We start from the raw sequence: 21,669 nt of genomic DNA on the forward strand, positions 1-21,669 counted from the left end.
AATGAGCGAGGAGCCTGTCGCGCCCCATGCGGCGCAACTGATCGACGCGGCGCGCACGATCGTCATCAAGGTAGGCTCCTCGCTGCTGGTCGACCGCGATCGGCGCAAGGTGCGCGCCGCATGGCTCGCCGCGCTGGCGGAGGACGTTGCGGCGCTACGCGAAAGCGACAAACGGGTGATCGTGGTCTCTTCGGGCGCGGTCGCGCTTGGCTGGCATCACATGGGGATCGATCGGCCCGCATCGCTCGAGAGCAAGCAGGCCGTCGCGGCGATCGGTCAGGGCCTGCTGATGAATGCATGGCGCGCGGCCTTCGACCCGCATCATGTCGAGGTCGCGCAATTGCTGCTGACGCGCGGCGACACCGAATCCGATCGGCGGCGCGCCAATGCGCGCGCGACGCTCGCCATGCTGCTCGAGATGGGTGCCTTGCCGGTCATCAACGAGAATGACAGCGTCGCCACCGAAGAGCTGCAATATGGCGACAACGACCAGCTCTCGGCGCTCGTCGCGGAGCTCGCGGGGGCCGAGGCGCTACTGCTGCTTTCGGATGTCGACGGACTGTACGATGGCGATCCGGCGCAGCCGGACGCGCACCATATCGGCCATGTCCCGCAGGTAACGCCCGAGGTCGAAGCACTCGCCCGCAAGCCGCTCGAGGGAAGTGTCGGCACCGGCGGCATGGCGTCCAAGCTTTCCGCCGCGAAGCTCGCTAACGAACGCGGGTGCGGCACGATCATCGCCTCGGGGCGTCCGATGCATGCGCTCGCCAGCCTGCGCGATCGCAAGGTCCGCGCGACCGTGATCGGCACGTAGTACGGTTCAACGTCAAAGGGAGAATGACAGTGACACTCACACACTCCAGGCATCTGCTTATCATCGGTCTGGCAATCGCCAGCCTGCCGCTTGCTGCGTGCGGCGATCGCGAAGAAGCCCCCGCACCCGACGCGGCGACCGAGACTGCCATTCCGGTCGAGCCCGATGGCGGAATCGGCGATGGCGCTGGTCCGCCAGCGGGCATGGCCGACGCGATTCCGATGCGCTTTCGCGGGGTGTGGGACTATGTCGAAGGCGCCTGCGACGAAACATCGGATTTGAGGATGGAAATCTCCCCGCGGCGGATCGTGTTTTACGAGAGCGTGGGAGACGTCACTGCAGTGGACGTCGCCAATGATAATTCGATCACCGTTCAGATGAGCCTCAGCGGAGAGGGTGAAACGTGGAACGAAGAGTTGCGGCTCGAATTGGAAAGTGGCGGTGATCGGCTGGTGCCCACGATTATCGGCGCGGACGGTGAAGCGATGCCGCGCAAACGATGCGAGGCTTGAGGAGAATGAACATGCGATTTGCTATGATGACGGCCACGGGCCTGCTGCTGGCGGGATGCGCGACCACTGGCGAGACGCCCGATTCCGAACCGACTCCGATCGCGCCCAGCGGTGATTGCGATGCCGCGCCCGCGCAGGGATTGCTGGGCCAGAAGGCCAGCAGCGAGCTTGGCGCGCGAACGCTCGAACTCACCGGTGCGACCACGTTGCGCTGGGGCCCGCCGGGCGCGGTCTTCACGATGGATATGCGTCCCGACAGGGTGAACGTGCATTACGATCAGGACATGATCGTAACGAAGATCCGCTGCGGATGAGTGGTGCGGGTCCGAACGAGCGCCAGCGCGTCCATTCGGCCTCGCCTTACGAGACGACATTCGGCTTCTGCCGCGCCATCCGCGTAGGCGAGCGTATCATCGTGTCCGGCACCGGTCCGATCGAGCCAGACGGCTCCACCACGCCGGGCGATGCAGGTGCGCAGGCCGATCGCTGCTTCGCGATCGCGATCGCGGCGATCGAGGAATTGGGCGGCCGCGCCGCCGATGTCGTCCGCACTCGCATGTACGTGACCGACCTTGCCGATCAGGACGCGATCGGCGCCGCACACGCCCGCGCGTTCGGCGCGTATCCTCCCGCTGCCACCATGGCCGGCACGCCCGCACTCGTGCGGCCTGAATGGAAGGTGGAAATCGAAGTCGAGGCGGTGCTAGAGGCGCGCACATGACAGGACAATTCGCACTTACAGACGAGCAGCTTGCGATCCAGGACATGGCGCGCAAGTTCACCGCCGACAACATCACGCCTCACGCTGCGGAGTGGGACGAGAAGGCGCATTTCCCGAAAGACGTGATCCAGCAGTCGGGCGAGCTCGGCTTCGGGGCGATCTACGTGTCCGAGGAATCGGGCGGCATCGCGCTCGGGCGGCTCGAAGCGGCGCTGATCATGGAAGCCATGGCCTATGGCTGTCCGGCGACCAGCGCGTACATCTCGATCCACAACATGGCTGCGTGGATGATCGACCGCTTCGGCGGCTCCGCGGTGAAGGAGAAGTACCTACCCCAGCTCGTCACGATGGGAAAAATCGCCAGCTACGCGCTGACCGAGCCGGGCAGCGGATCGGACGCGGCGGGGCTCAAGGCCAGTGCGAAACTGGAAGGTGACCACTACGTTCTCAACGGCACCAAGCAGTTCATCTCCGGCGGCGGCTTCAACGACGTTTATGTGACCATGGTTCGCACCGGCGACCACAAGACGCGCGGCATCACTTGCCTGGTGATCGACAAGGACACGCCCGGCGTCTCCTTCGGCAAGCCTGAAAAGAAGCTCGGCTGGAATGCCAGCCCGACCGCGCAGGTCATCTTCGAGGATGCCAAGGTCCCGGTCGAAAACCGCGTCGGCGACGAGGGCGAGGGCTTCCGCTTCGCGATGATGGGGCTCGACGGCGGACGCCTCAACATCGGGGCCTGTTCGCTCGGCGGGGCGCAGCGCTGCCTCGACGAGGCGGTCGCCTACACCAAGGACCGCAAGCAATTCGATACGCCGATCGCCGATTTCCAGAACACCCAGTTCATGCTCGCCGACATGGCGACCGATCTGGAGGCCGCGCGCGCGCTGCTCTATCTCGCCGCCGCCAAGGTTACCGACAACGCGCCCGACAAGAGCAAGTTCTCGGCCATGGCGAAGCGGCTGGCGACCGATAGCGGCAGCGAAGTCGTCAATAAGGCGCTGCAGCTGTTCGGCGGCTACGGCTATCTCAAGGAATACCCGATCGAACGCTTCTGGCGCGACCTGCGCGTGCATTCGATCCTCGAAGGGACCAACCAGGTCATGCGCATGATCGTGGGCCGGGACCTTCTGCGACAGTGAGCGATACAATGACCGAAGACGTACTGACCCACACCCACGCGAGCGTGGGGCATATCTCCCTCAACCGGCCCAAGGCGCTGCACGCGCTGACGCTCGACATGTGTCATGCGATGAGCGCGGCGCTGACCGAATGGCACGGCAACGACACGGTCGAAGCGGTGCTGATCGACCATGCGGAGGGCCGCGGCTTCTGCGCCGGTGGCGACATCGCCTTCCTCCGCAATTCCGCGCTCAATGATGGCGGGACAAGCGGCCGCGCGTTCTTCCACGACGAGTATCAGCTCAACCACCAGATATTCACTTACGACAAGCCCGTGGTCGCCTTCATGGACGGGATCACGATGGGCGGCGGCGTCGGGATCGCGCAGCCTGCGAAATACCGCGTCGCGACGGAGAACACGCGCTTCGCCATGCCCGAAAGCGGGATCGGCCTGTTCCCCGATGTCGGCGGCGGCTGGTACCTTGCGCGGCTCGGCGGGCGGATGGGGCAATTCCTCGCGCTCACCGGCGCGCGGCTCGACGGCGCGGAATGCCTCTGGGTCGGCCTTGCGACGCATTACATCCCGTCCGAAAAGCTGGCCGAAGCCAAGGCGCGGATCATCGAACATCCCGATCGGATCGGCGGCATACTGTCCGATCTCTCGGAGACCCCGCCAAAGGCCAAGATCGAGGACAATGCCGAGCGGATCGCCTGGCATTTCCAATCCGACAGTCTCGAAGAGATCATCGCGAGCCTCGAAGCCGACGACAGCGAATGGGCGGCGAAGGAACTCGCCACGCTGCGCAGCAAGAGTCCGCAGACGTGCAAGGTCGCGCTGCGCCAGCTGGCCGAGGCGAAGGAGTTCGACGATTTCGCCGACAATATGCGCAATGAATACCGCATCGCCAGCCGCGTGCTGACCCGGCCGGACTTCGCCGAGGGCGTGCGCGCAGTAATCGTCGACAAGTCGAACGATCCGAAATGGGATCCGGCGACGCCCGAAGGCGTGACCGAGGAATTGCTCGACGAGATCTTCGCGCCGCTGCCCGACGGCGAGGAGTGGCAGCCGCTCTGATAGTCGTCATCCCCGCGAAGGCGGGGATCCAGAGCGGCCACGCACGAAGTTATCCTGGATTCCCGCCTTCGCGGGAATGACGAAATTTTGGAGTATGGAATGAGCTACGAAACCATCACCGTTGAACAGCGCGACAATGTCACGCTGGTCACCCTCAACCGTCCGCAGGCGCTCAACGCGCTCAATTCGAGCGTGCTCGAAGACCTGATCGACGCCTTCGCCGCGTTCGAAGCCGATGACGGGCAGGGCTGCCTCGTGCTCACCGGCGCGGGCGAGAAAGCGTTCGCCGCCGGGGCCGACATCAAGGAAATGGCCGACAAGCCCGCGGCGGATTTCTACAACGAGGATTTCTTCGCGCGCTGGACCAGTCATTTGGTCAAGGCGACCCGCAAGCCGTGGATCGCGGCGGTGAACGGCTTCGCGCTTGGTGGCGGGTGCGAGCTCGCGATGATGGCCGATTTCATCCTCGCGTCGGACAAGGCCAAGTTCGGCCAGCCCGAGATCAAGCTGGGCGTTGCGCCGGGCATGGGCGGCTCGCAGCGCCTCACCCGCGCGGTGGGCAAGGCGAAGGCGATGGAAATGTGCCTCACCGGGCGGATGATGGGCGCCGAAGAAGCCGAACGCAGCGGCCTCGTCGCGCGCATCGTGCCGCATGAAGATCTGGTCGAGGACGCGGTGAAGACCGCCAAGACCATCGCCGGCATGCCCCCGATGGCGGCCAAGGTGAACAAGGAAATGGTCAACGCCGCTTACGAAACTTTCCTCGACCAGGGCGTGCTCCACGAACGCCGCCTGTTCCAGATCCTCACCGCAACCGAGGACAAGGTCGAAGGCATGACGGCCTTTATCGAAAAGCGGGAAGGCGAGTGGAAGGGTAAGTGATTTCATTCCCCTCTCGCTTGCGGGAGGGGTTCGGGGTGGGCGCGTCCCACGCAAAATCTAATGGGAGGCAGGCCCAGCCCCGGCCCCTCCCGCAAGCGGGAGGGGAGTAATATGAAAATCGCATTCATCGGTCTCGGAAACATGGGCGGCGGGATGGCCGCGAATCTGATCAAGAACGGCCACGAAGTGCGTGCGTTCGATCTTTCGGACGAGGCGCTCAAGGCCGCCAAGGATCACGGCTGCAATACCTTCGCGACGGCGAAGGAAGCGGTCGAGGGTGTCGAGGCAGTCGTCTCGATGCTGCCCAACGGCGGGATCGTGAAATCGGTCTATGAAAGCGATGTGTTTGGCCACGCGCCCGAGGGTGCGGCACTGCTCGACTGCTCGACGATCGATGTCGCCACTGCGCGCGAAGTGATCGAAGCGGCTGAAAAGGCAGGCTACGACATGGTCGATGCGCCTGTCTCGGGCGGGATCGCGGCGGCAAATGGCGGCACACTGACCTTCATGGTCGGCGGCACCGACAAGGCTTTCGGCCGCGCCAAGCCGGTGCTCGAGGCGATGGGCAAGGCGGTGATCCATGCTGGCGATGCGGGTAACGGCCAGGCGGCCAAGATCTGCAACAACATGCTGCTCGCGATCCAGATGATCGGCACCTGCGAAGCCTTCGGGATGGCCGAAAAGCTCGGCCTCGATCCGCAGACTTTCTACGATATTTCCTCGGTCAGTTCGGGCCAGTGCTGGTCGATGACGAGCTATTGCCCTGTCCCCGGCGTCGGCCCGCAAAGCCCCGCCGATAACGACTACAAGGGCGGCTTCGCCACCGCGTTGATGCTCAAGGACCTCAAGCTGGCGATGGAAGCGGCGGAGACCGCCAATGCCGGCACACCCCTCGGCAAGCACGCCAAGGATTTGTACGCAAAATTCGCCGACGAGCACGGCTCGCTCGATTTCTCGGCGATCGGACGCACGCTCTGATCGAAAACTGGGATGACAGATTCGAGTGGTGAGGGCGGCGATCAGCTGATCTGCCGCTCTTGCCCTTCCCAATAGGGCGCGCGCAATTCGCGGCGGAGGACCTTGCCCGAGGGGTTGCGCGGCAGCGCCTCGACGAAGTCGACCGATTTTGGGCATTTGAAGCCCGCAATCCGCTCGCGGGCATGGGCGATGATATCCACTTCGCTCACATCCGATCCGGGCTTGCGCACCACGCAGGCCTTGACCGCTTCGCCCCACTTTTCGTCTGGCACGCCGAACACCGCGACATCGGCCACGCCCTCGCACCCGAACACGGCGTTCTCGACCTCGGCGGGATAGACGTTCTCGCCGCCGGTCACGATCATGTCCTTGATCCGGTCGAACAGATAGAAATACCCGTCCTCGTCGACATAGCCCGCATCGCCCGAGCGAAACCAGCCATCGCCACCGACCGCTTCCGCCGTGGCATCGGGCCGTTTCCAGTATTTGGTGAGGTTGGCGGTCGAACGGATCGCGATTTCGCCGATGGCGCGCGGTTCCACTTCCGCACCATTCTCGTCGATCACTTTCATCTCGACGCCGTTGATGGGCTGGCCGATACCGCGCATCCGCTCATTGCCCTCGACATCGTGATCCTCCGGCATCAGCGCGCAGACGGTGCCGGTGGTTTCGGTGAGGCCATAGACTTGCGCGAAATCGCAGCCGAACACTTTCAGCGCCGCGCGCAGGAGGTCGAGCGGGATGGGTGACGCGCCGTAGCCGACCAATTTCAGGCTCGAAAAATCGCTCTCGGTCGATTTGGGATGCATCAGCATCACAGCAATCGCGGCAGGCACGATGAAGGTCTTGGTCACGCGGTGGCGCTCGATCGCATCCAGTGCGGCACCGGGTTCGAATTCGCGGATCAGCACGCTCTCGATCGCGCCTTTCAGCCCGCGAATGCCCGAGGCGACGCCACCGATATGGAAATTGGGCATGGCGAGCAGGATGACATCGTCCTCCTCCCATTCGTCCCACAAATCCATTGTGTCGGAGCTATAGTCGAACGCGCTTCGCAGCAGCGCGGTGCTGGACAGGACCACGCCCTTGGGAAAGCCGGTGGTGCCCGATGTGTAGAGTTGTAGCGCGGCATCGTCGCCCGTGCGAGCACTCCCGGGGTCGTCGGTCGACTGCTCGTTGCGCCAGGTGTCGAAGCCGACGAAGGCCTCGCCGCAATCCTGCAGGCAGACCACGAATTCGACACTCGGAAGGCTGGCGCGGATCTGCGCCGCGATCGAAACATATTCGGCATCGACGAACAGTACGCGGGCGGCGCAATCCTGCACGATCCATTCGACCTCGGGAACGGCCAGCCGCCAGTTGATGGGGGTCAGCACGCAGCCCGCCCTCGCAGCACCCACAACGCATTCGTAGAACTCGATGGTGTTCTTGCCGAGATATGCGATCCGCTCATCCGGCTCGATCCCCAGATCGACGAGACCGTTGGCGACCTGCGCGGTGCGATCGCCGAATTGGGCAAAGGTCAGCGCACGGTCGCCTTCGCGAAAGGCGATCCGGTCCGGGTAGTCGCGTTGGTTGAAGGTGGCGAGTTCCGCCAGGGTGGTGAACGAGGCCGGGTCCGGCAACTGCCACGCCCCGCCGGTCACGGGGCCGAAATCCCCCCGTCGAGCTTGAGCTCGGCGCCGGTCATGAACTTGCTCTCGTCGCTGGCGAGGTAGAGCACGCCATTGGCGATATCGACCGGTTCGCCCACGCGGCCCAGCGGGATCTGGCGGGCGAGCTTGCCCATCACGACATCCTTCTCGCGACCGGTATTGGCAACGATGCCATCGAGGATCGGGGTGTCGACGAAAGTCGGGTGCACCGAATTGCAGCGGATGTTCCAGCCCTTCTTCGCGCAATGCAGCGCAATCGATTTGCTGAGCATCCACACCGCCGCCTTGCTGGCATTGTAAGCGGGCATCGTCTCGCTGGCGATCAGGCCCGCGATCGAGGAGATATTGACGATCGAGCCGGGCTGATTGTCCGCCATGATCGGCAGCGCGCGCTGGCAGCCCAGGAAGATGCTGTCGACATTGACGGCAAAGCCGCGCCGCCAGTCTTCCAGGGTGCAGGTTTCGATATCGCCGCGAATGCCGATCCCGGCATTGTTGACCAGAACCGAGATCCCGCCGAGCGTATCCTGCGTGAACGCGATGACGCGTTCCCAATCTTCGGGATCGGCGACGTCGTGGGCGATGGCATAGGCGGCATCCTGGCCATGGTCGGCGCAGATCGCAGCGGCGGTTTCGGCGGCGCGATCGCCATTGAGGTCGGACAGCACGACCCGCGCGCCTTCTTCGACCAATCGCCTGCCCGTTGCCGCGCCGAGGCCCTGTGCCCCCCCGGTAATCAGTGCAAGCTTGCCCTCGACCCGTCCGGCCATGCGCTCTCCCTTGTATGTTGTCGCTGGGTTCAGCCCCTTATTAATCGGGTGCTTAACAGCATCGTTATGCGCGAGTCGATACCCATTCCGTCGGTGCGCCTGGCGGCGATGAATTCCTCGATCCCGTCGAGCGGCACGCGATGGACGGTGATGTCTTCGCTATCGGTGCCGCCGCCGTCGCCGACTTTGGTGAGACCGGTCGCGCGGACGAGAGTGAAGCTTTCGGACACCATGCCGGGGGAGGAGAAGAACTCTCCGCAATCCTCGAGATGCGCGGCGCGATAGCCGGTTTCCTCTTCCAGCTCGCGCCCGGCGGCCACGAGGGGGTCTTCATCCTCGGCTCCGTCTTCGTCGCCGATCAGCCCGGCGGGATATTCGATGCAGCGCTTGCCCAGCGGCACGCGATACTGCTCGACCAAGAGGACGTGCGCGTCTTCCACTGCGACGATCACCGCGGCGCGGATGCCACGCGCGCGGCCGACATATTCCCATTTGCCGCGGGTCTTGGCGGTGATGAACCTGCCCTGCCAGACGGTTTCCTCGGGGGCGTCGTGATCGGTCGCGCTCACACCTCGATCAAGCGGTCGGGGAGCTCGTTCTGGTCGTCCTCGGCCCGCGGGAAATGTTCGGACAGCACTGCGCCGACATCGCGCACGCCTGCTGCCAGCCCTTCGGCGATCCGGCCTTCGCGGACATGCACAAGCATGTCGGCCATCGCCTCGCCCCAGACTTCGGCGGAGACCTTCTCCGCGATCGGTTCGTCGGCGACGATTTCGGCGCGGTGTTCCTTCATCGAGAGATACAGGAGCACGCCGGTGCGGCCATGGGTGCGGCGTTCGGCCCCGACCTTGAAATGCTCGATCGCACGTTCGTGGACGCGCCTGGTCTTCACCGGACCGGGCAGGACGGCGAAGGTAAGGGGATCCCAGCTCAACAGCGCCCAGAAGCCGAGGAAGGCGACCACGCCCAGACCGGTGAGCCAGGCGATGACCTCGCCGAAAGTCCAGTCATGCGTCCAGCCGCCGCGGAACCAGTCGATCGTGTCGAGCAGCGCTTCGGGCCACACGGCGAACACGCTCATCACGGTGAACGCGATGACTGCCGCCCAGACGAGGATGACGTCGGTATACCCGTCCGACCGGCGCGCGAGCACGGTCACGATTTCGCCGCTGGTGGTGAGTTCGGCCTGTGCGACCGCGTCGGAAACGATCCGGTGTCCGTCTGCGTCGAGATATTTCATCTGCTAGCCCCGCTTACCATCCGCCGGATGCACCGCCGCCGGTGAAACCGCCGCCGCCGCCGAATCCGCCGAAGCCCCCACCTCCGCCACCACCACCGCCGAAGCCCCCGCCCCAGCCCGATGAGCGCCCGCCGGCGCCGCGCGCGATCGACTTGCCAGCTTCCCACAGGATGATGTCGCGCACCACATTGCCTCCGCGCGATCCGCGATAGCGCCGCGATCCCCCGCGCGAGAACATCGGCACGATGAAGAAGAAGAACATGAAGACGAGCCAGATCACCGTCCCGATGGGGAAGCCGCCTTCTTCTGCCCGCCGGGTCTCGGCCGCACGTTCGGCCTCGGCCGCGGCGCGCGCATCGACCGGTGCCAGGTCGAGCCGCTCGGTGATCTGATCGACCGCTTGTGAAATACCGCCACCGAAATCGCCCGCGCGAAAGGCGGGGCGCAGCGTGTCGCGGATGATCCGGCCCGAGGTGATATCGGTCAGCCGGTCGTCGAGCCCGCGCGCGGTCTTGATCGCGATCTTGCGATCGTCGCGCGAGACGAACAGGAGCGCGTTTTCCTCCGAGCCGGAGACGCCGATGTTCCAGGCCTCGGCCAGTTCGAAAGCGTAGGTATCGACATCGACACCGCCCATATCGGGCACGATGGCCACCACGATCGTGCGACCGGTGGCCTTGGTATAATCGCGCAGGCGCTGATCGAGTGCAACCTCCTGATTGGCCGGGATCAGGTCGGCGCCGTCATAGACCGGGCCTTCGGGCGCAGGGGGAAAATCCTGCGCCGCCGCCGGGCTGGCGATGAAAGCCAGCGCGACGAGCAGCAGGATGACGATGCGTTGCATCAGATGGTCTCGATGCAGCCGATTATTCCTGACCGCCGAAATCGACCGTCGGGGCGACGTCGGCACCCGGCTTGGCGCTGAAGGTCTGCATCGGTTCGGCACCGTGGATCACCTTGGCGCCGACGATGTCGGGGAAGGTGCGGATCGTGGTGTTATAGTCCTGCACCGCTTCGTTGTAGCGGGTGCGGGCGGTGCTGATGCGGTTCTCCGAGCTTTCCAGCGAGACCATGAGGTCGGCGAAGCGTCCCTGGCTCTTGAGGTCGGGGTAGCGTTCGACGGTGACCATCAGGCGGCTGAGCGCGCTGCCCAGTTCGCCTTGCGCTGCTTCGAACTGCTGGAACTTGGCCGGATCGCTGAGATCGTCGGCGTTGAGCTGGATCGAGGTGGCTTTCGAGCGCGCCTCGATCACGCCGGTCAGCGTGTCTTCCTCAGCCTCGGCGGCGCCGCGCACGGTCGAAACGAGGTTGGGGATCAGGTCGGCGCGACGCTGATAGGCGTCTTCGACATTGGCCCAGGCGGCCTTGGCGGCCTCTTCCTTGGTCGGGACCGAGTTGATGCCGCACGAGGCGAGCATGGCGGCCCCGACGGCGATGAAGGCAAAGCGGAAGGACTTCCAGGACATGCGACAAACTCCCCGTTGAATGGTGTCTTACATAGATAGCACGGCTCGCCGCGTATTCAAGATGCGAGCCGCTTGGCACCCACTATCCGACTGTGTCAAAGCGCGACCTGTTACAACAATGGAGAAACCCATGAGCCTGGGCAAGGAATTCAAGAAATTCATCGCGCGCGGCAACGTGATCGACCTCGCCGTGGGCGTGGTGATCGGCGCGGCATTCGGGAAAATCACCACCTCGCTCGCAGAAGGAATCATCATGCCGCTGATCGGCTGGCTGTTCGGCGACATCGATTTCTCGAACAAGTTCATCCGCCTGAGTGAAATTCCCGAGGGCTATGAGGGTTCGCTGTCCAATTATGCCGAGCTCAAGGAAGCAGGCGTGCAGATGATCGGCTACGGCGATCTCATCACCCAGGTGATCAACTTCCTGCTGATCGCCTTCGCCGTCTTCATGCTGGTGCGCGCGGCCAATCGCGCGATGGACGAGATGCAGGAACTGGCCGGCCAGACCGAGGACAGCTCGAAGAGCCCCGACGTGCCGACCGACCCGCAGCTCGACGTCCTCAAGAAGATCCTGGCCGAGCTGAAGAAGGAGGAAGGGAATGCGCCTGCAGACGGTGCGCAGAGGGCATAGGAGAGTCGTAGTGGTTACGGCCCCGCATCGGCGGGGCCATCCTCGGTGCTATTCCCTTCGCTACGCTACGGCGCACCTGCGGGCGGGCGGTCGCCCTTGCCTTGGCCTGGTCGGCCAGCGGGCGACCGCCTCGGTCGTGTCCGCTTGGCACCAGGCCAGCAATATCCGTCCAAAAATTTGCGCGCGGTAGCGCGAACGCCTGCGACTGCAGGCCGGACGGTAGGCCGAAGCCAAGCGGGCCGGATGGCCCGCACCCGGCGTTTGAGGGACTCAAACAAACACTCTGCTCACTTCACATTAATCTTCGCGTGCCTATATAGGGCCTGCTCGCTTCGGCGGGCTATGACGATAAATTGCGGCGTGCAATAGGCACGGCGGACCCGGGGGCAGTACCCGGCGGCTCCACCATTGCGTTCGCCTCCACCGAGCAAGTGGGCGGACGCATTGTTGGGGCCGAACCAGGATCGACGCGTGTTGAAAGGCGCTGTTTTCGTCCGGGCTGAGTAACCCGTTAAAGGCTCAAAACCAATAAGTGCCAACGATAACGAAGCACTTGCTCTCGCTGCGTAATGTGACGGCCTAGCGGCCTGAATTTACAAAGCTAAGAACGCGGTTGGTCCGACCGGTCAACAGAACGGATACGGGGCTCCGGGGGTAGCTAGCAACAGAAACCCCCACCTCCATTCTACCGGCTACGAGTTCGTCTCTGCTTCCAGAGCGGCGCGTTCCGCCTGCTCGCGTTCAACGCAGTCGAGGATCTTCGCGCCGGCCAGGAAGACCGCGCAGGTGCAGGCGAGGAACAGGAGCCATCCGCCGAAGCCGGGAATCTGGTCGTGATAGGCCGAGCCGCGCTCGACCGCGCCGAGGGCGAGCGCATAGATGATGAGATACGCTTCGACTTTGGTCTTGATCGTGAACAGGCGTCCGATTTTTCGGATCATGAGTGGCGTTCTCCTATCGCATACGAACCAGCAAGCATCGTGCCATCCGCGGAATCGCGTCGGCAGGATGGTTAACACATTACTAAGTGTAAACGTGCCCGACGCGACGGGGATTCTTGCCAGCCGTCCCGATTCAGATCAGTTCGGAGAGGTCGAGGGTATCGAGCAATGCGGCCCGCGCCGCGATGACGGTCGTGGCTAGCTTCTCGCTGCCGATATCGCCGGGATCGATCTGGTCGGGCCAGTATTCGCCGACCACACACTCGATCGTTTCGGCCTTCGCATCGTCCACGAGAAAGCGCGGATCCACGGTGTCCGGGTTGGCCACCACGCGCAGGCGGAGGCAGGCCGGCCCGCCGCCATTGGCCATCGACTGGCGAACGTCGACCGGCAACACCTTCCGAATGGGGCCATTGCCTTCGATCATGCTCTGGCAGAATGCCCAGACGCTTTCGCTTTCTCGGCATTCGCTCGGCACGACCAGCGCCATCGCGCCGTCCGGCAAGGTCAGCAATTGCGCGTTGAAGAGATAGGTCCGGATCGCTTCTTCGAGGCTGACGGCGTCTTCGGGTACTTCGACAACTTCGAGCGCCGGGAAGGCAGCGCGGATCGCGTCGTAGGCGGCGTCTTGATCGGCATAGGCGCGTTGATGGGTGAACAGCACGCGCTCGTTGGCGACCGACACGACATCGTTGTGGAAGGCCCCGGCAGCGATCGCTTCGGGGTTCTGTTCGATGAACACCGCGCGCGCGGGATCGAGCCCATGGCGGCGCGCGATGATCCGGCTCGCCTGTTCATGCTGGCGCGCGGGAAACTCGCCGCCCTGCCGTCCCCATACGAACACTTCGACGCCGGGCGCATCGTGATGCTCGCAAAAGCGCATGTGATTGGCCGCGCCTTCATCGCCGAAAGTGGGGATCACCGCGTCGTGGACGGTGAAGGCGTCCGAGCCGAAGGCGAGGTCGAGCTGGGCCTTGGTGTCCTGCCATTCCTGTCCGCGATGCGGCATGGTGACGAGATTGGCCGGCGTCAGGTGGCACGTCCCGTCCGCCGTATCGGGGGCGGGAGAGACGGTCGCGGCGTTGGCGGTCCACATCGAAGAGGCCGACCATGCAGCGGCGATCAGCGCCCGCGGCGTGTTCGCATCGGCGGCGATCGCATCGAGGAAGGTACTATTGGGCCGCGGCAGCGGCAGCAGGAAACCCTGCGTCAGCCCGAGCGCCAGATTGTGCCGCATCTTCGCGACGCCCTGCAGCGCGGCGGCGCGCGGATAGCTGGGATCGCCCTTGTGGCTCGCGCTGGCGATGTTGCCTAGGCTCAGGCCGGCGTAATTGTGCGAAGGGCCGACGATCCCGTCGAAATTGATTTCCTCGAGCGCCATCAGCGACCCACGGTCCAGGCGGTATCGCCCGGTTCGACCTGCAACGCCCTGCAGGTATTGTGGTCGATCGCGATTGTGTCGCCCTCGGCCTCGATCATGCCGTAGCAGCAGCGGAAATTCTCGTTCGCGCCGGTCGCGATCAGCACGCGGTCGCCGATATCGAGGTCGCAGCGCGAGATTTCGGCGGGCTGGCTTTCGCGGATGGTCTTGAGGGCATTGGTGCGGCTCGTCACCGTTGGCCCGCCGTCGAAGATGTCGACATAGCCCTCATAGGCGAAGCCTTCCTTTTCGAGCATGCGCATCGCGGCGCGGCCGTTGGGGTGGGGCAGGCCGATCACTGCGCGCGCGCTTTCGGGCAGCATCGCGGTGTAGATCGGGCTTTTGGGCATCAGGTCGGCAATGAATTGGTTGCCATTGAGCGCGTTGAACTCGTCGGCTTCCTGGAAGCTCATCCCGAAAAACTTGCCGGCGAGGCCATCCCAGAACGGCGATCCGCCCTTGTCGTCGATGATCCCGCGCAATTCGGCAAGGATGCGCTCGCCGAAGCGGTCGCGGTGCATGGCGATGAACAGGTAGCGGCTGCGCGCCAGCAGCATGCCGAGCCCGCCCGCGCGGCTATTGGGATGGAGGAACAACCCACCGACTTCGCTCGAGCCTTCGAGATCGGTTACCAGGCTCAACATTTCGGCGCGGAACGTCCGCTCGAGTTCCTGCGAATGCTGGCTGTGGGTCTGGATACGATAGGAATAGAACGGCCATTGCTGCCCGACCTCGGTGAACAGCTGGCACGTGCCGCGCACTTCGCCGCTTTCCAGATCCTCGAGCACCAGCACGAACAGATCGTCGTCGGGACGATCGACATTCTTGGCGAAGCACTTGGCCGAGCGTTCGAGCTTGGCCGCAAGCGTGTCGCGATCGGGGGGGAGATTGGTGAAGCCACCCCCGGTCAGCTTGGCCATTTCGTACATTGCCTCCACGTCTTTGGTGGTGGCGGCGCGGATCACGTGGGTCAAAACTTCGCTCCGGTGGCGATGCGGTGGAGGACGAGCGCGGCGAGTTTTGCGCGCTCCTCGAGACTGGGGACGATCAGATATTCGTCCGGCGAATGAATGGCCCCGCCGCGCACGCCCATCGTGTCGACCACGGGGACGCCGCAGGCGGCGATATTATTACCGTCGCACACCCCGCCGGTCGATTTCCAGCCGATGTCCTGCCCGAGCAGGGCGCCGCATTGCTTGACGAGATCGAACAGTTTCTGCGCCGGCTGGTCGACTTTCTTGGGCGGACGGGTGACGCCGCCATGGCGATGGATCGAGACCTCGCGCTCGGCTTCGACTTCGCGCAGCACGGCATCGAGATCGGCGTCGAAACTCTCCATCGCTGCGGTCGATTTGGGACGGATGTTGAAGCGCAGCACGGCGTGATCGGGCACGACATTGTTGGCCGCACCGCCTTCGATCTTGGCCGGGTTCACCGTCATCTCGCCATGCGCCATCTTCTCGAGACGCAGGGCCAGGTCGGCGGCGGCGAGCACGGCGTTGCGGCCGTCATGCGGGTTGCGCCCGGCATGGGCCGATTTGCCGGTGAAGGTGATCGAATAATTGCCGGTGCCGCCGCGTTCGTGCGCCAGCGTGCCATCGGGCAGGGCGGCGGGTTCGAAGGTGAGGGCGGCGAGCTTGCCTTCGGCCAATTCGGCGATCAGGCCGGAGGAGGACAGCGAACCGGTCTCTTCGTCCGAATTGATCAGCACGTCGTAGCCGAGCGCGCTGGCTTCGGGGGTTTTTTCCAGCGCGGTGAGCGCAGCAAGGATGATCGAGAGCCCGCCTTTCATATCGGCGACCCCGGGGCCGTTGAGCGTGTCGTCGTCGAGCCAGGCCTGGTCCTGGAACGGGTGATCGGCGGGGAACACAGTGTCCATGTGCCCGGTCAGGATCACGCGGCGATTGGCGCCAGGGCGCACCCGCAGCACCAGATGCTTGCCATGCTGAAGTTCGACTTCGCGCCCGTCGCTGGAGACGGCGGTGACCGGCGCGGGTTCGATCAGGTCGATCTCGCCCGGCAGCGTGCCGAACGCTTCGGCAAGCGCCTCGGCCTGTCTGGCGAGTCCCTCGAGGTTGCGGGTGCCCGAATTGATCGCGCTCCACGCCTGTACCTGTCCCAGCATGGGGGAGGCATCGAGCGCGTCGAGCAGGGCGGTTTCGGCATTGGTAAGCGACATGGTGGCACCTGTTAGGCAAGTGTGCCGCGAAGGCCAAGGCGTGGCGCCGGGAAAACCACGCTTGCGATGCCGGCACCTGTGATGCAGGTGCTTGTCATCGTGGCTGCTGTCGGTCATAGCGCCCCTGCTCCTCCCCCAGGCATTGTTGGACTGGCTGCGCAAGCGGCCGATGGAAACGATAGGGTGAAGGATGGCGAACAGAGTTGAGCGGGCCGGGTTGCAGGTCGATGCGGCGCTTGCGGAATTTATCGAACAGGACGTGCTGGACACGCTCGGCCGCGATGCCGGGGATTTCTGGCAGGGCTTTGCGGGCCTGCTGGCCGAGTTCATGCCGCGCAACGCCGCGCTGCTGAAACGGCGCGACGCCTTGCAGGCGACGATCGACGATTGGCACGAACAGCGCGCCGGCAAACCGCATGACGGGCCCGAATACGAAGCCTTTCTGAGCGAGATCGGCTATCTCGTGCCCGAGCCGGATCCGTTCGCGATCGGCACCGAGAATGTCGATGCCGAAATCGCGACTCGTGCCGGACCGCAGCTGGTTGTGCCGGTGCTCAACGCGCGCTTCCTGCTCAACGCCGCCAACGCCCGCTGGGGCAGTCTCTATGATGCGCTCTACGGCACCGATGCGCTCGACGCGCCGCCGGCCAAGCAGGGCGGTTACGACCCCGACCGCGGCGCGGCGGTGATTGCCGCGGCCAAGGCGTTCCTCGACGATGCCCTTCCGCTCGAGAGCGGAAGCTGGACCGAGCTGACGGGCAAGCCGAGTTTGCGCAACGGCGCGTGCTATTGCGGCGAGACCGAAACGGGCAGCTGGGTGTTCTGCCATAACGGCCTGCACATCATCGTCGATATCGATCGCGACCACCCGATCGGGCGCGACGATCCGGCGGGCGTTTCGGACGTCCGGCTAGAAAGCGCGCTCACCACAATCGTCGACCTGGAGGATTCGGTCGCCGCGGTCGATGCGTCGGACAAGCTGCGGGCCTATCGCAACTGGCTCGGCGTGATCTGCGGCAATCTCACCGCGAGTTTCGAGAAAGGCGGCAAGACCGTCACCCGCGATCTCGATTCGGATATCGAATACAAGGCGACCAATCATAAGCTGGTGACCATGCAGGGCCGCAGCGTGCTGTTCGTGCGCAATGTCGGCCACCTGATGGCGAGCGACGCGGTGCTGACCGCCGACGGCGATCCGGTGCCCGAAGGTGTGCTCGACGCAGTGGTTAGCTCGGCGATCGGCGCGTTCGACATCGAAGGCCATGTGCGCTGGCGCAATTCGATCCACGGCTCGGTTTATATCGTGAAGCCGAAGATGCATGGGCCGGAAGAATGCGCTTTCACCAACGACCTGTTCGACGCCGTGGAAGACCTGCTGGGTCTGAAGCGCCACGCGATCAAGGTCGGCGTGATGGACGAGGAGCGCCGCACCAGTGCGAACCTGGCCGCCTGCATCCATGCGGTGAAGGACCGGGTGGTGTTCATCAACACCGGCTTCCTCGATCGCACGGGCGACGAAATCCACACCTCGATGAAAGCCGGCGCGATGCAGCGCAAGGCCGAGATCAAGGCGTCGACCTGGCTCCAGGCCTATGAAAAGCGCAATGTCGCGATCGGGCTTGCCTGCGGGCTGAAAGGCAAGGCGCAGATCGGCAAGGGCATGTGGGCCGCGCCCGACCGGATGGCGGCGATGATGGAGGAAAAGGGCGCGCATCTGGAAGCGGGCGCGAATTGCGCCTGGGTGCCGAGCCCGACCGCGGCAACGCTCCACGCGATGCATTACCACCGTTTCGACGTGTCCGAACGGCAGGAGCAATTGGCGCAGGAGCCGGTGCCGCCGCTGTCCGATCTGCTGACGATCCCGCTGGCCGATGGCGCGAACTGGTCCGACGAGGAAGTGCAGGCCGAGCTCGATAACAACGCCCAAGGCATCCTCGGCTATGTCGTGCGCTGGATCGATGCCGGGGTCGGCTGTTCCAAGGTGCCGGACATTCACGATGTCGGCCTGATGGAAGACCGCGCCACCCTGCGCATTTCCTCGCAGCATATCGCCAACTGGCTGATGCACGGCGTGGTCAGCGCCGATCAGGTCGATGCCTCGCTCGCGCGGATGGCGGCCAAGGTCGATGCGCAAAACGAGGGCGATCCGTCCTACACCCCGTTGATCGGCAATGAGGATGGTCCGGCTTACCAAGCCGCGCGCGACCTGATCTTCAAGGGCGCCGAGCAGCCCAATGGCTACACCGAACCGTTGCTCCACGCTTGGCGTCGCCGGGCGAAGGGAGAGTAAGGCATTCCGTCATCCCGGCTTTGGCCGGGATGACGGCTACTTGGCGAGCTCTTCGTCGAGCATCGCCATGACCCGCTCTTCACCCGGGAAATCCTCGCCGATCCAGCGGGCTTCGACCGTCCGCATCAGCCGCGCCACGTCCGGCCCGGCCTTGACCCCGCGCTTCACGATCGCGCCGCCTTTCAACGGTAAGCGCGGCGGCTCCCAATCGTGCAGCGGGGCATTGCCAACGCCCAGAATGGCGAGCCGGTCGTTCGCGGTCTCCAGACCGACGCGGTAGGCCAGCGCGCGCGGGTCATCGGCATCGCCGGACTCCCGCAAGGCCGCCAGTTGCAGGCGCTTCTTTTGCGCGTTGGAGAGCCGCAGCCGCCCGGCAACCTTGCCCGCGAGGTCGCGATCGGCGGGCAGGATCGCCGCCAGTCGGCGGATCGGATCGGGATCGAGCCCATTGGCGGCTTCCTGCTTTGTCACAGCCAGACCCGCAGCATCGGCTTCCGGGAGGATCACGGCGAGCACGCCGAGCCGCTCCATCCATTGCAACGTGTCGCGCGCACCCGGCGCGACCAGCAATTGCAGCAGCTCGCTCGCGATCCGTTCGCGGCTGATGCCCTTCAACATCGGGGCGAGTTCGGCGCAGGCGGCTTCGGCTTCGGCGTCGGGCGGATGGCTGCCGAACCGCGCCTGGAAACGGAAATAGCGCAGGATCCGCAAATGGTCCTCACGAATGCGTTCGCGCGCATCGCCGATAAAGCGCACCGTGCGCGCTTTCAGATCGGCGAGCCCGCCAAAATAGTCGTGGATCTCGCCGGTCGCGGGATCCGCATAGAGCGCGTTGATGGTGAAATCGCGCCGCGCGGCGTCTTCCTTCCAGTCCTCGCTGAAGGCGACCGTAGCGCGCCGGCCGTCGGTCGATACGTCGCGGCGCAGTGTGGTGATCTCGACATTGCCGCTGTCGCGCAGCGCGGTGACGGTGCCGTGGTCGATTCCGGTCGGCACGGTTCGAATGCCCGCCGCCCTGCACGCGGCAATCACGTCTTGCGGGGTGAGGGGGGTCGCGCAGTCGATATCCTTGACATCGAGGCCCAGCAGCGTGTCGCGCACCGCCCCGCCGACCCAGCGCGCTTTGCCCGGGCCGAGTGCGGCGACCAGTTCGGCGAGGTCTGCGCGGCCGGTCCATTCGGTCTCGGGGAGCGTCGTCATACCTTCACCCAATCGAGCCTGCGTGACAGATTGACGATGATCGCCGCGGTCACGCCCCAGATCCGATAATCGTGCCACTGCATTTCGAAATAGGTCCGCTCGGCGCCGCGCCACAATACGCTGTTCTGCCGCCAGTTGGCGCGGTCGAGCAGCGTGAGCAAGGGCACTTCGAACCAGCTTTCGACCTCGCCCGGATTGGGCACCAGCGGCAGGTCTGGCGGCACCACGCCGAGCACGGGGGTGACCGAGAAACCGGTCCCGGTGACGTAATCGTCGGTCGCGCCGATCACCCGGACATGACGCGGGGCAAGCGCAAGCTCCTCATCGGCTTCGCGCAAGGCCGCTTCGATCGCATCCTCGCCTTCATCGATCTTGCCGCCGGGGAAGGCGACCTGGCCGGGGTGGTCGCGCATATCGCGCGGGCGCTGGGTGAGGATTGCGGTCGGGCCGCCCTCGCTGTCGGAGCGCTCGACCACCGGGATCAGCACCGCTGCGGGGCGCGGATCGGGATCGGCGAAGTCTTCGTCGGTCAGCAGGTCGTCGAGGTCGGCCTGATGGCCTTCGTCGAAGAGCTGCTGGAGGCGATTGAACAGCTCGCTCATGCAGGGAGCAGCGAGAAGCTTGCGCCGTTGCTCGACACCACCGGCTCATCGCCGTCCGCCAGCGCAATCTCGGCCAGTTGCAGCCAGGTCGATCGATCGAGCCGCGCCTCGATGCCGTGACGCGCCATGACATAGGCGGCGGGTTCCTCGGCCGTGCCCGAGACCCGCAACGGATGGTCCGGCCCGGCAATCACTAGGTCGTCCGTGTTGAGCCGGAAGGCGAGCGCGCCATCCTCGCATTTCACGTCGGTGGCGATCAGCGCCGCATCCTCGACCTCGATCGACAGTTTCTGGTGAGGGGTGACGAGCCAGTGCTGCCCATCGTCATCGCGCAACAGCAGCGAGGCGAAGGCGCGGACCATCCCGGGGCGCCTGACTTCGCCGCCCTGGTGATACCAGCGGCCGTCGGCGGCAATCCGCATCTCGCTGTCGCCGACATGTTCGGGCTGCCATTGATCGAGCGGCGGCAGGCCGCGCTCTTCCATCAGCCTGGCGACGTCCATCAGCGAAAGGCCCGCGAGATCGGGGGGAGGGGTGTAGGGCATAAAAAAGCGATGCCACAACGGACACACTTCGTCATCCCTGTGCGGCAATGACGATCGCTACAAAAGATCCGCCCGCCACGGCCCCAGCATGGCGTGGCTCGGCAGCACGGCGGGATCGGCGCCGCGCACAAGCAGGCGATGGCGTTCCACCGGGCCGGGCGTGTCCCAGTTCATCGTGCCGCGATCCGAATAGCCGAAGCGCCCGTAATATTCCGGATCGCCGATCAGCACTTGCGGCGGGGCGCCTTCGCCCAGCGCGTCGGCCAAGGCGGCGAACAGCGCGCGGCCATAGCCTTGACCCTGGACCTCGGGAACGACCGCGACGGGGCCGACCATGATCAGCGGGCAGGTCTTGCCGCGCGGATCGGTGAGCGCGATGGGCCAGCACTGGATCGTCGCGGCGAGCATGTCTTCATCGTCGAGCGCGGCGAAGCTGAGGCCTGCCAGCGGCTCGAGCCCTTCGCGGATACGATAGGCGGTGCGCGCCGCGCGCTCGGGCCCGAACACGCGGTCGAGCAATTGCTCCACCATGACGGGGTCGACGGAATCGAGCGGGATGATCGCAGGCATTGTCGTTGGCTCCTTGGGCGCCGCGCGTTAATCGTGCGCAGCGTCCGAGTCCAACC

Annotated in this window: 24 protein-coding genes and 1 other RNA gene; 11 read left to right on the forward strand and 14 right to left on the reverse strand. The window is 64.8% G+C overall.

Annotated features, from left to right (window positions below; all coding sequences use genetic code 11):
- The first annotated feature begins 1 nt into the window (after position 1).
- The 8 genes from proB (at position 2) to mmsB (ending at position 6,104) form a co-directional block, all read left to right on the forward strand.
- The gene (gene proB / locus GRI68_RS02215) at positions 2-814 is read left to right on the forward strand and encodes a glutamate 5-kinase (RefSeq protein WP_160615497.1); all 813 of its coding nucleotides are present in this window, start codon (positions 2-4) and stop codon (positions 812-814) included.
- Positions 815-843: 29 nt separating this feature from the next.
- Positions 844-1,326 carry a hypothetical protein gene (locus GRI68_RS13595; protein ID WP_199799698.1) on the forward strand — a complete coding sequence of 161 codons (483 nt, stop codon included), beginning with the start codon at positions 844-846 and terminating at the stop codon, positions 1,324-1,326.
- Between the two features lie 11 nt (positions 1,327-1,337).
- Complete coding sequence (locus tag GRI68_RS02220) at positions 1,338-1,640, forward strand: I78 family peptidase inhibitor (RefSeq protein ID WP_234028691.1); 303 nt, start codon at positions 1,338-1,340, stop codon at positions 1,638-1,640.
- Complete coding sequence (locus tag GRI68_RS02225) at positions 1,637-2,047, forward strand: RidA family protein (RefSeq protein ID WP_160615498.1); 411 nt, start codon at positions 1,637-1,639, stop codon at positions 2,045-2,047. Before GRI68_RS02220 ends, GRI68_RS02225 begins: the two co-directional genes overlap by 4 nt.
- Positions 2,044-3,189, forward strand: coding sequence for an acyl-CoA dehydrogenase family protein (locus GRI68_RS02230; protein WP_160615499.1), 1,146 nt, complete (start codon positions 2,044-2,046; stop codon positions 3,187-3,189). The genes GRI68_RS02225 and GRI68_RS02230 overlap by 4 nt, the downstream gene beginning before the upstream one ends.
- An 8-nt stretch (positions 3,190-3,197) precedes the next feature.
- Positions 3,198-4,244 (forward strand): enoyl-CoA hydratase/isomerase family protein, encoded by a 1,047-nt coding sequence (locus tag GRI68_RS02235; RefSeq protein WP_160615500.1) that lies wholly within the window; start codon positions 3,198-3,200, stop codon positions 4,242-4,244.
- Positions 4,245-4,343: 99 nt separating this feature from the next.
- On the forward strand, positions 4,344-5,126 hold the full coding sequence (locus GRI68_RS02240; RefSeq protein WP_160615501.1) for an enoyl-CoA hydratase-related protein: 783 nt from the start codon (positions 4,344-4,346) through the stop codon (positions 5,124-5,126).
- A 111-nt stretch (positions 5,127-5,237) separates the two neighbouring features.
- The gene (gene mmsB, locus GRI68_RS02245) at positions 5,238-6,104 is read left to right on the forward strand and encodes a 3-hydroxyisobutyrate dehydrogenase (protein WP_160615502.1); all 867 of its coding nucleotides are present in this window, start codon (positions 5,238-5,240) and stop codon (positions 6,102-6,104) included.
- A gap of 41 nt (positions 6,105-6,145) precedes the next feature.
- Here the strand turns inward: mmsB and GRI68_RS02250 are convergent, their stop codons facing one another.
- From GRI68_RS02250 to GRI68_RS02275, 6 genes are read right to left on the reverse strand one after another with little or no spacing between them, the layout of a single operon-like run.
- Complete coding sequence (locus GRI68_RS02250; RefSeq protein ID WP_325063743.1) at positions 6,146-7,750, reverse strand: fatty acid--CoA ligase; 1,605 nt, start codon at positions 7,748-7,750, stop codon at positions 6,146-6,148.
- Positions 7,747-8,529 carry an SDR family oxidoreductase gene (locus tag GRI68_RS02255; protein ID WP_160615503.1) on the reverse strand — a complete coding sequence of 261 codons (783 nt, stop codon included), beginning with the start codon at positions 8,527-8,529 and terminating at the stop codon, positions 7,747-7,749. Before GRI68_RS02255 ends, GRI68_RS02250 begins: the two co-directional genes overlap by 4 nt.
- A gap of 29 nt (positions 8,530-8,558) precedes the next feature.
- Positions 8,559-9,098, reverse strand: coding sequence for an NUDIX hydrolase (locus GRI68_RS02260; RefSeq protein ID WP_160615504.1), 540 nt, complete (start codon positions 9,096-9,098; stop codon positions 8,559-8,561).
- Positions 9,095-9,769, reverse strand: a complete 675-nt coding sequence (locus GRI68_RS02265) for a TPM domain-containing protein (protein WP_160615505.1) — start codon at positions 9,767-9,769, stop codon at positions 9,095-9,097. The genes GRI68_RS02260 and GRI68_RS02265 overlap by 4 nt, the downstream gene beginning before the upstream one ends.
- 13 nt (positions 9,770-9,782) lie before the next feature.
- Entirely contained in the window at positions 9,783-10,613 is an 831-nt protein-coding gene (locus tag GRI68_RS02270) for a TPM domain-containing protein (RefSeq protein WP_160615506.1), read from the reverse strand.
- A 22-nt stretch (positions 10,614-10,635) separates the two neighbouring features.
- A complete protein-coding gene (locus GRI68_RS02275; RefSeq protein WP_160615507.1) occupies positions 10,636-11,235 on the reverse strand; it encodes a LemA family protein in 600 nt (199 codons plus the stop codon).
- 130 nt (positions 11,236-11,365) lie between these two features.
- Between GRI68_RS02275 and mscL the strand changes: the two genes are divergently transcribed.
- Both mscL and ssrA read left to right on the forward strand, forming a co-directional pair.
- A complete protein-coding gene (mscL, locus tag GRI68_RS02280) occupies positions 11,366-11,866 on the forward strand; it encodes a large conductance mechanosensitive channel protein MscL (RefSeq protein WP_234028692.1) in 501 nt (166 codons plus the stop codon).
- 287 nt (positions 11,867-12,153) lie between these two features.
- Positions 12,154-12,509, forward strand: a transfer-messenger RNA (tmRNA) gene (gene ssrA / locus GRI68_RS02285).
- A gap of 49 nt (positions 12,510-12,558) precedes the next feature.
- Here the strand turns inward: ssrA and GRI68_RS02290 are convergent.
- From GRI68_RS02290 to GRI68_RS02305, 4 genes are all read right to left on the reverse strand, one after another.
- Positions 12,559-12,807 (reverse strand): hypothetical protein, encoded by a 249-nt coding sequence (locus GRI68_RS02290; RefSeq protein WP_160615509.1) that lies wholly within the window; start codon positions 12,805-12,807, stop codon positions 12,559-12,561.
- Between the two features lie 133 nt (positions 12,808-12,940).
- On the reverse strand, positions 12,941-14,188 hold the full coding sequence (locus tag GRI68_RS02295) for an N-succinylarginine dihydrolase (protein ID WP_160615511.1): 1,248 nt from the start codon (positions 14,186-14,188) through the stop codon (positions 12,941-12,943).
- On the reverse strand, positions 14,188-15,201 hold the full coding sequence (locus GRI68_RS02300; RefSeq protein ID WP_160615513.1) for an arginine N-succinyltransferase: 1,014 nt from the start codon (positions 15,199-15,201) through the stop codon (positions 14,188-14,190). Before GRI68_RS02300 ends, GRI68_RS02295 begins: the two co-directional genes overlap by 1 nt.
- Positions 15,198-16,406: a hydrolase gene (locus tag GRI68_RS02305; RefSeq protein WP_160615514.1), complete on the reverse strand. Its 1,209-nt coding sequence runs from the start codon at positions 16,404-16,406 to the stop codon at positions 15,198-15,200. The genes GRI68_RS02300 and GRI68_RS02305 overlap by 4 nt, the downstream gene beginning before the upstream one ends.
- Positions 16,407-16,596: 190 nt before the next feature.
- Between GRI68_RS02305 and GRI68_RS02310 the strand changes: the two genes are divergently transcribed.
- On the forward strand, positions 16,597-18,696 hold the full coding sequence (locus GRI68_RS02310; protein WP_160615516.1) for a malate synthase G: 2,100 nt from the start codon (positions 16,597-16,599) through the stop codon (positions 18,694-18,696).
- A gap of 36 nt (positions 18,697-18,732) precedes the next feature.
- Here GRI68_RS02310 and GRI68_RS02315 read toward each other — a convergent pair whose 3' ends face one another.
- Genes GRI68_RS02315 through GRI68_RS02330 form a run of 4 tightly spaced genes read right to left on the reverse strand, consistent with a single transcriptional unit; the run spans position 18,733 to position 21,613 of the window.
- Positions 18,733-19,896 carry a CCA tRNA nucleotidyltransferase gene (locus GRI68_RS02315; protein ID WP_160615518.1) on the reverse strand — a complete coding sequence of 388 codons (1,164 nt, stop codon included), beginning with the start codon at positions 19,894-19,896 and terminating at the stop codon, positions 18,733-18,735.
- Positions 19,893-20,498, reverse strand: coding sequence for a CoA pyrophosphatase (locus GRI68_RS02320; protein ID WP_160615520.1), 606 nt, complete (start codon positions 20,496-20,498; stop codon positions 19,893-19,895). Before GRI68_RS02320 ends, GRI68_RS02315 begins: the two co-directional genes overlap by 4 nt.
- Positions 20,495-21,043 (reverse strand): DUF1285 domain-containing protein, encoded by a 549-nt coding sequence (locus GRI68_RS02325; protein ID WP_160615522.1) that lies wholly within the window; start codon positions 21,041-21,043, stop codon positions 20,495-20,497. The genes GRI68_RS02320 and GRI68_RS02325 overlap by 4 nt, the downstream gene beginning before the upstream one ends.
- A gap of 57 nt (positions 21,044-21,100) precedes the next feature.
- A complete protein-coding gene (locus tag GRI68_RS02330) occupies positions 21,101-21,613 on the reverse strand; it encodes a GNAT family N-acetyltransferase (protein WP_160615524.1) in 513 nt (170 codons plus the stop codon).
- Positions 21,614-21,669 lie beyond the last annotated feature (56 nt).

Origin of the sequence: Alteriqipengyuania halimionae (assembly GCF_009827575.1) — a bacterium.
Lineage (GTDB): Bacteria > Pseudomonadota > Alphaproteobacteria > Sphingomonadales > Sphingomonadaceae > Alteriqipengyuania_A > Alteriqipengyuania_A halimionae.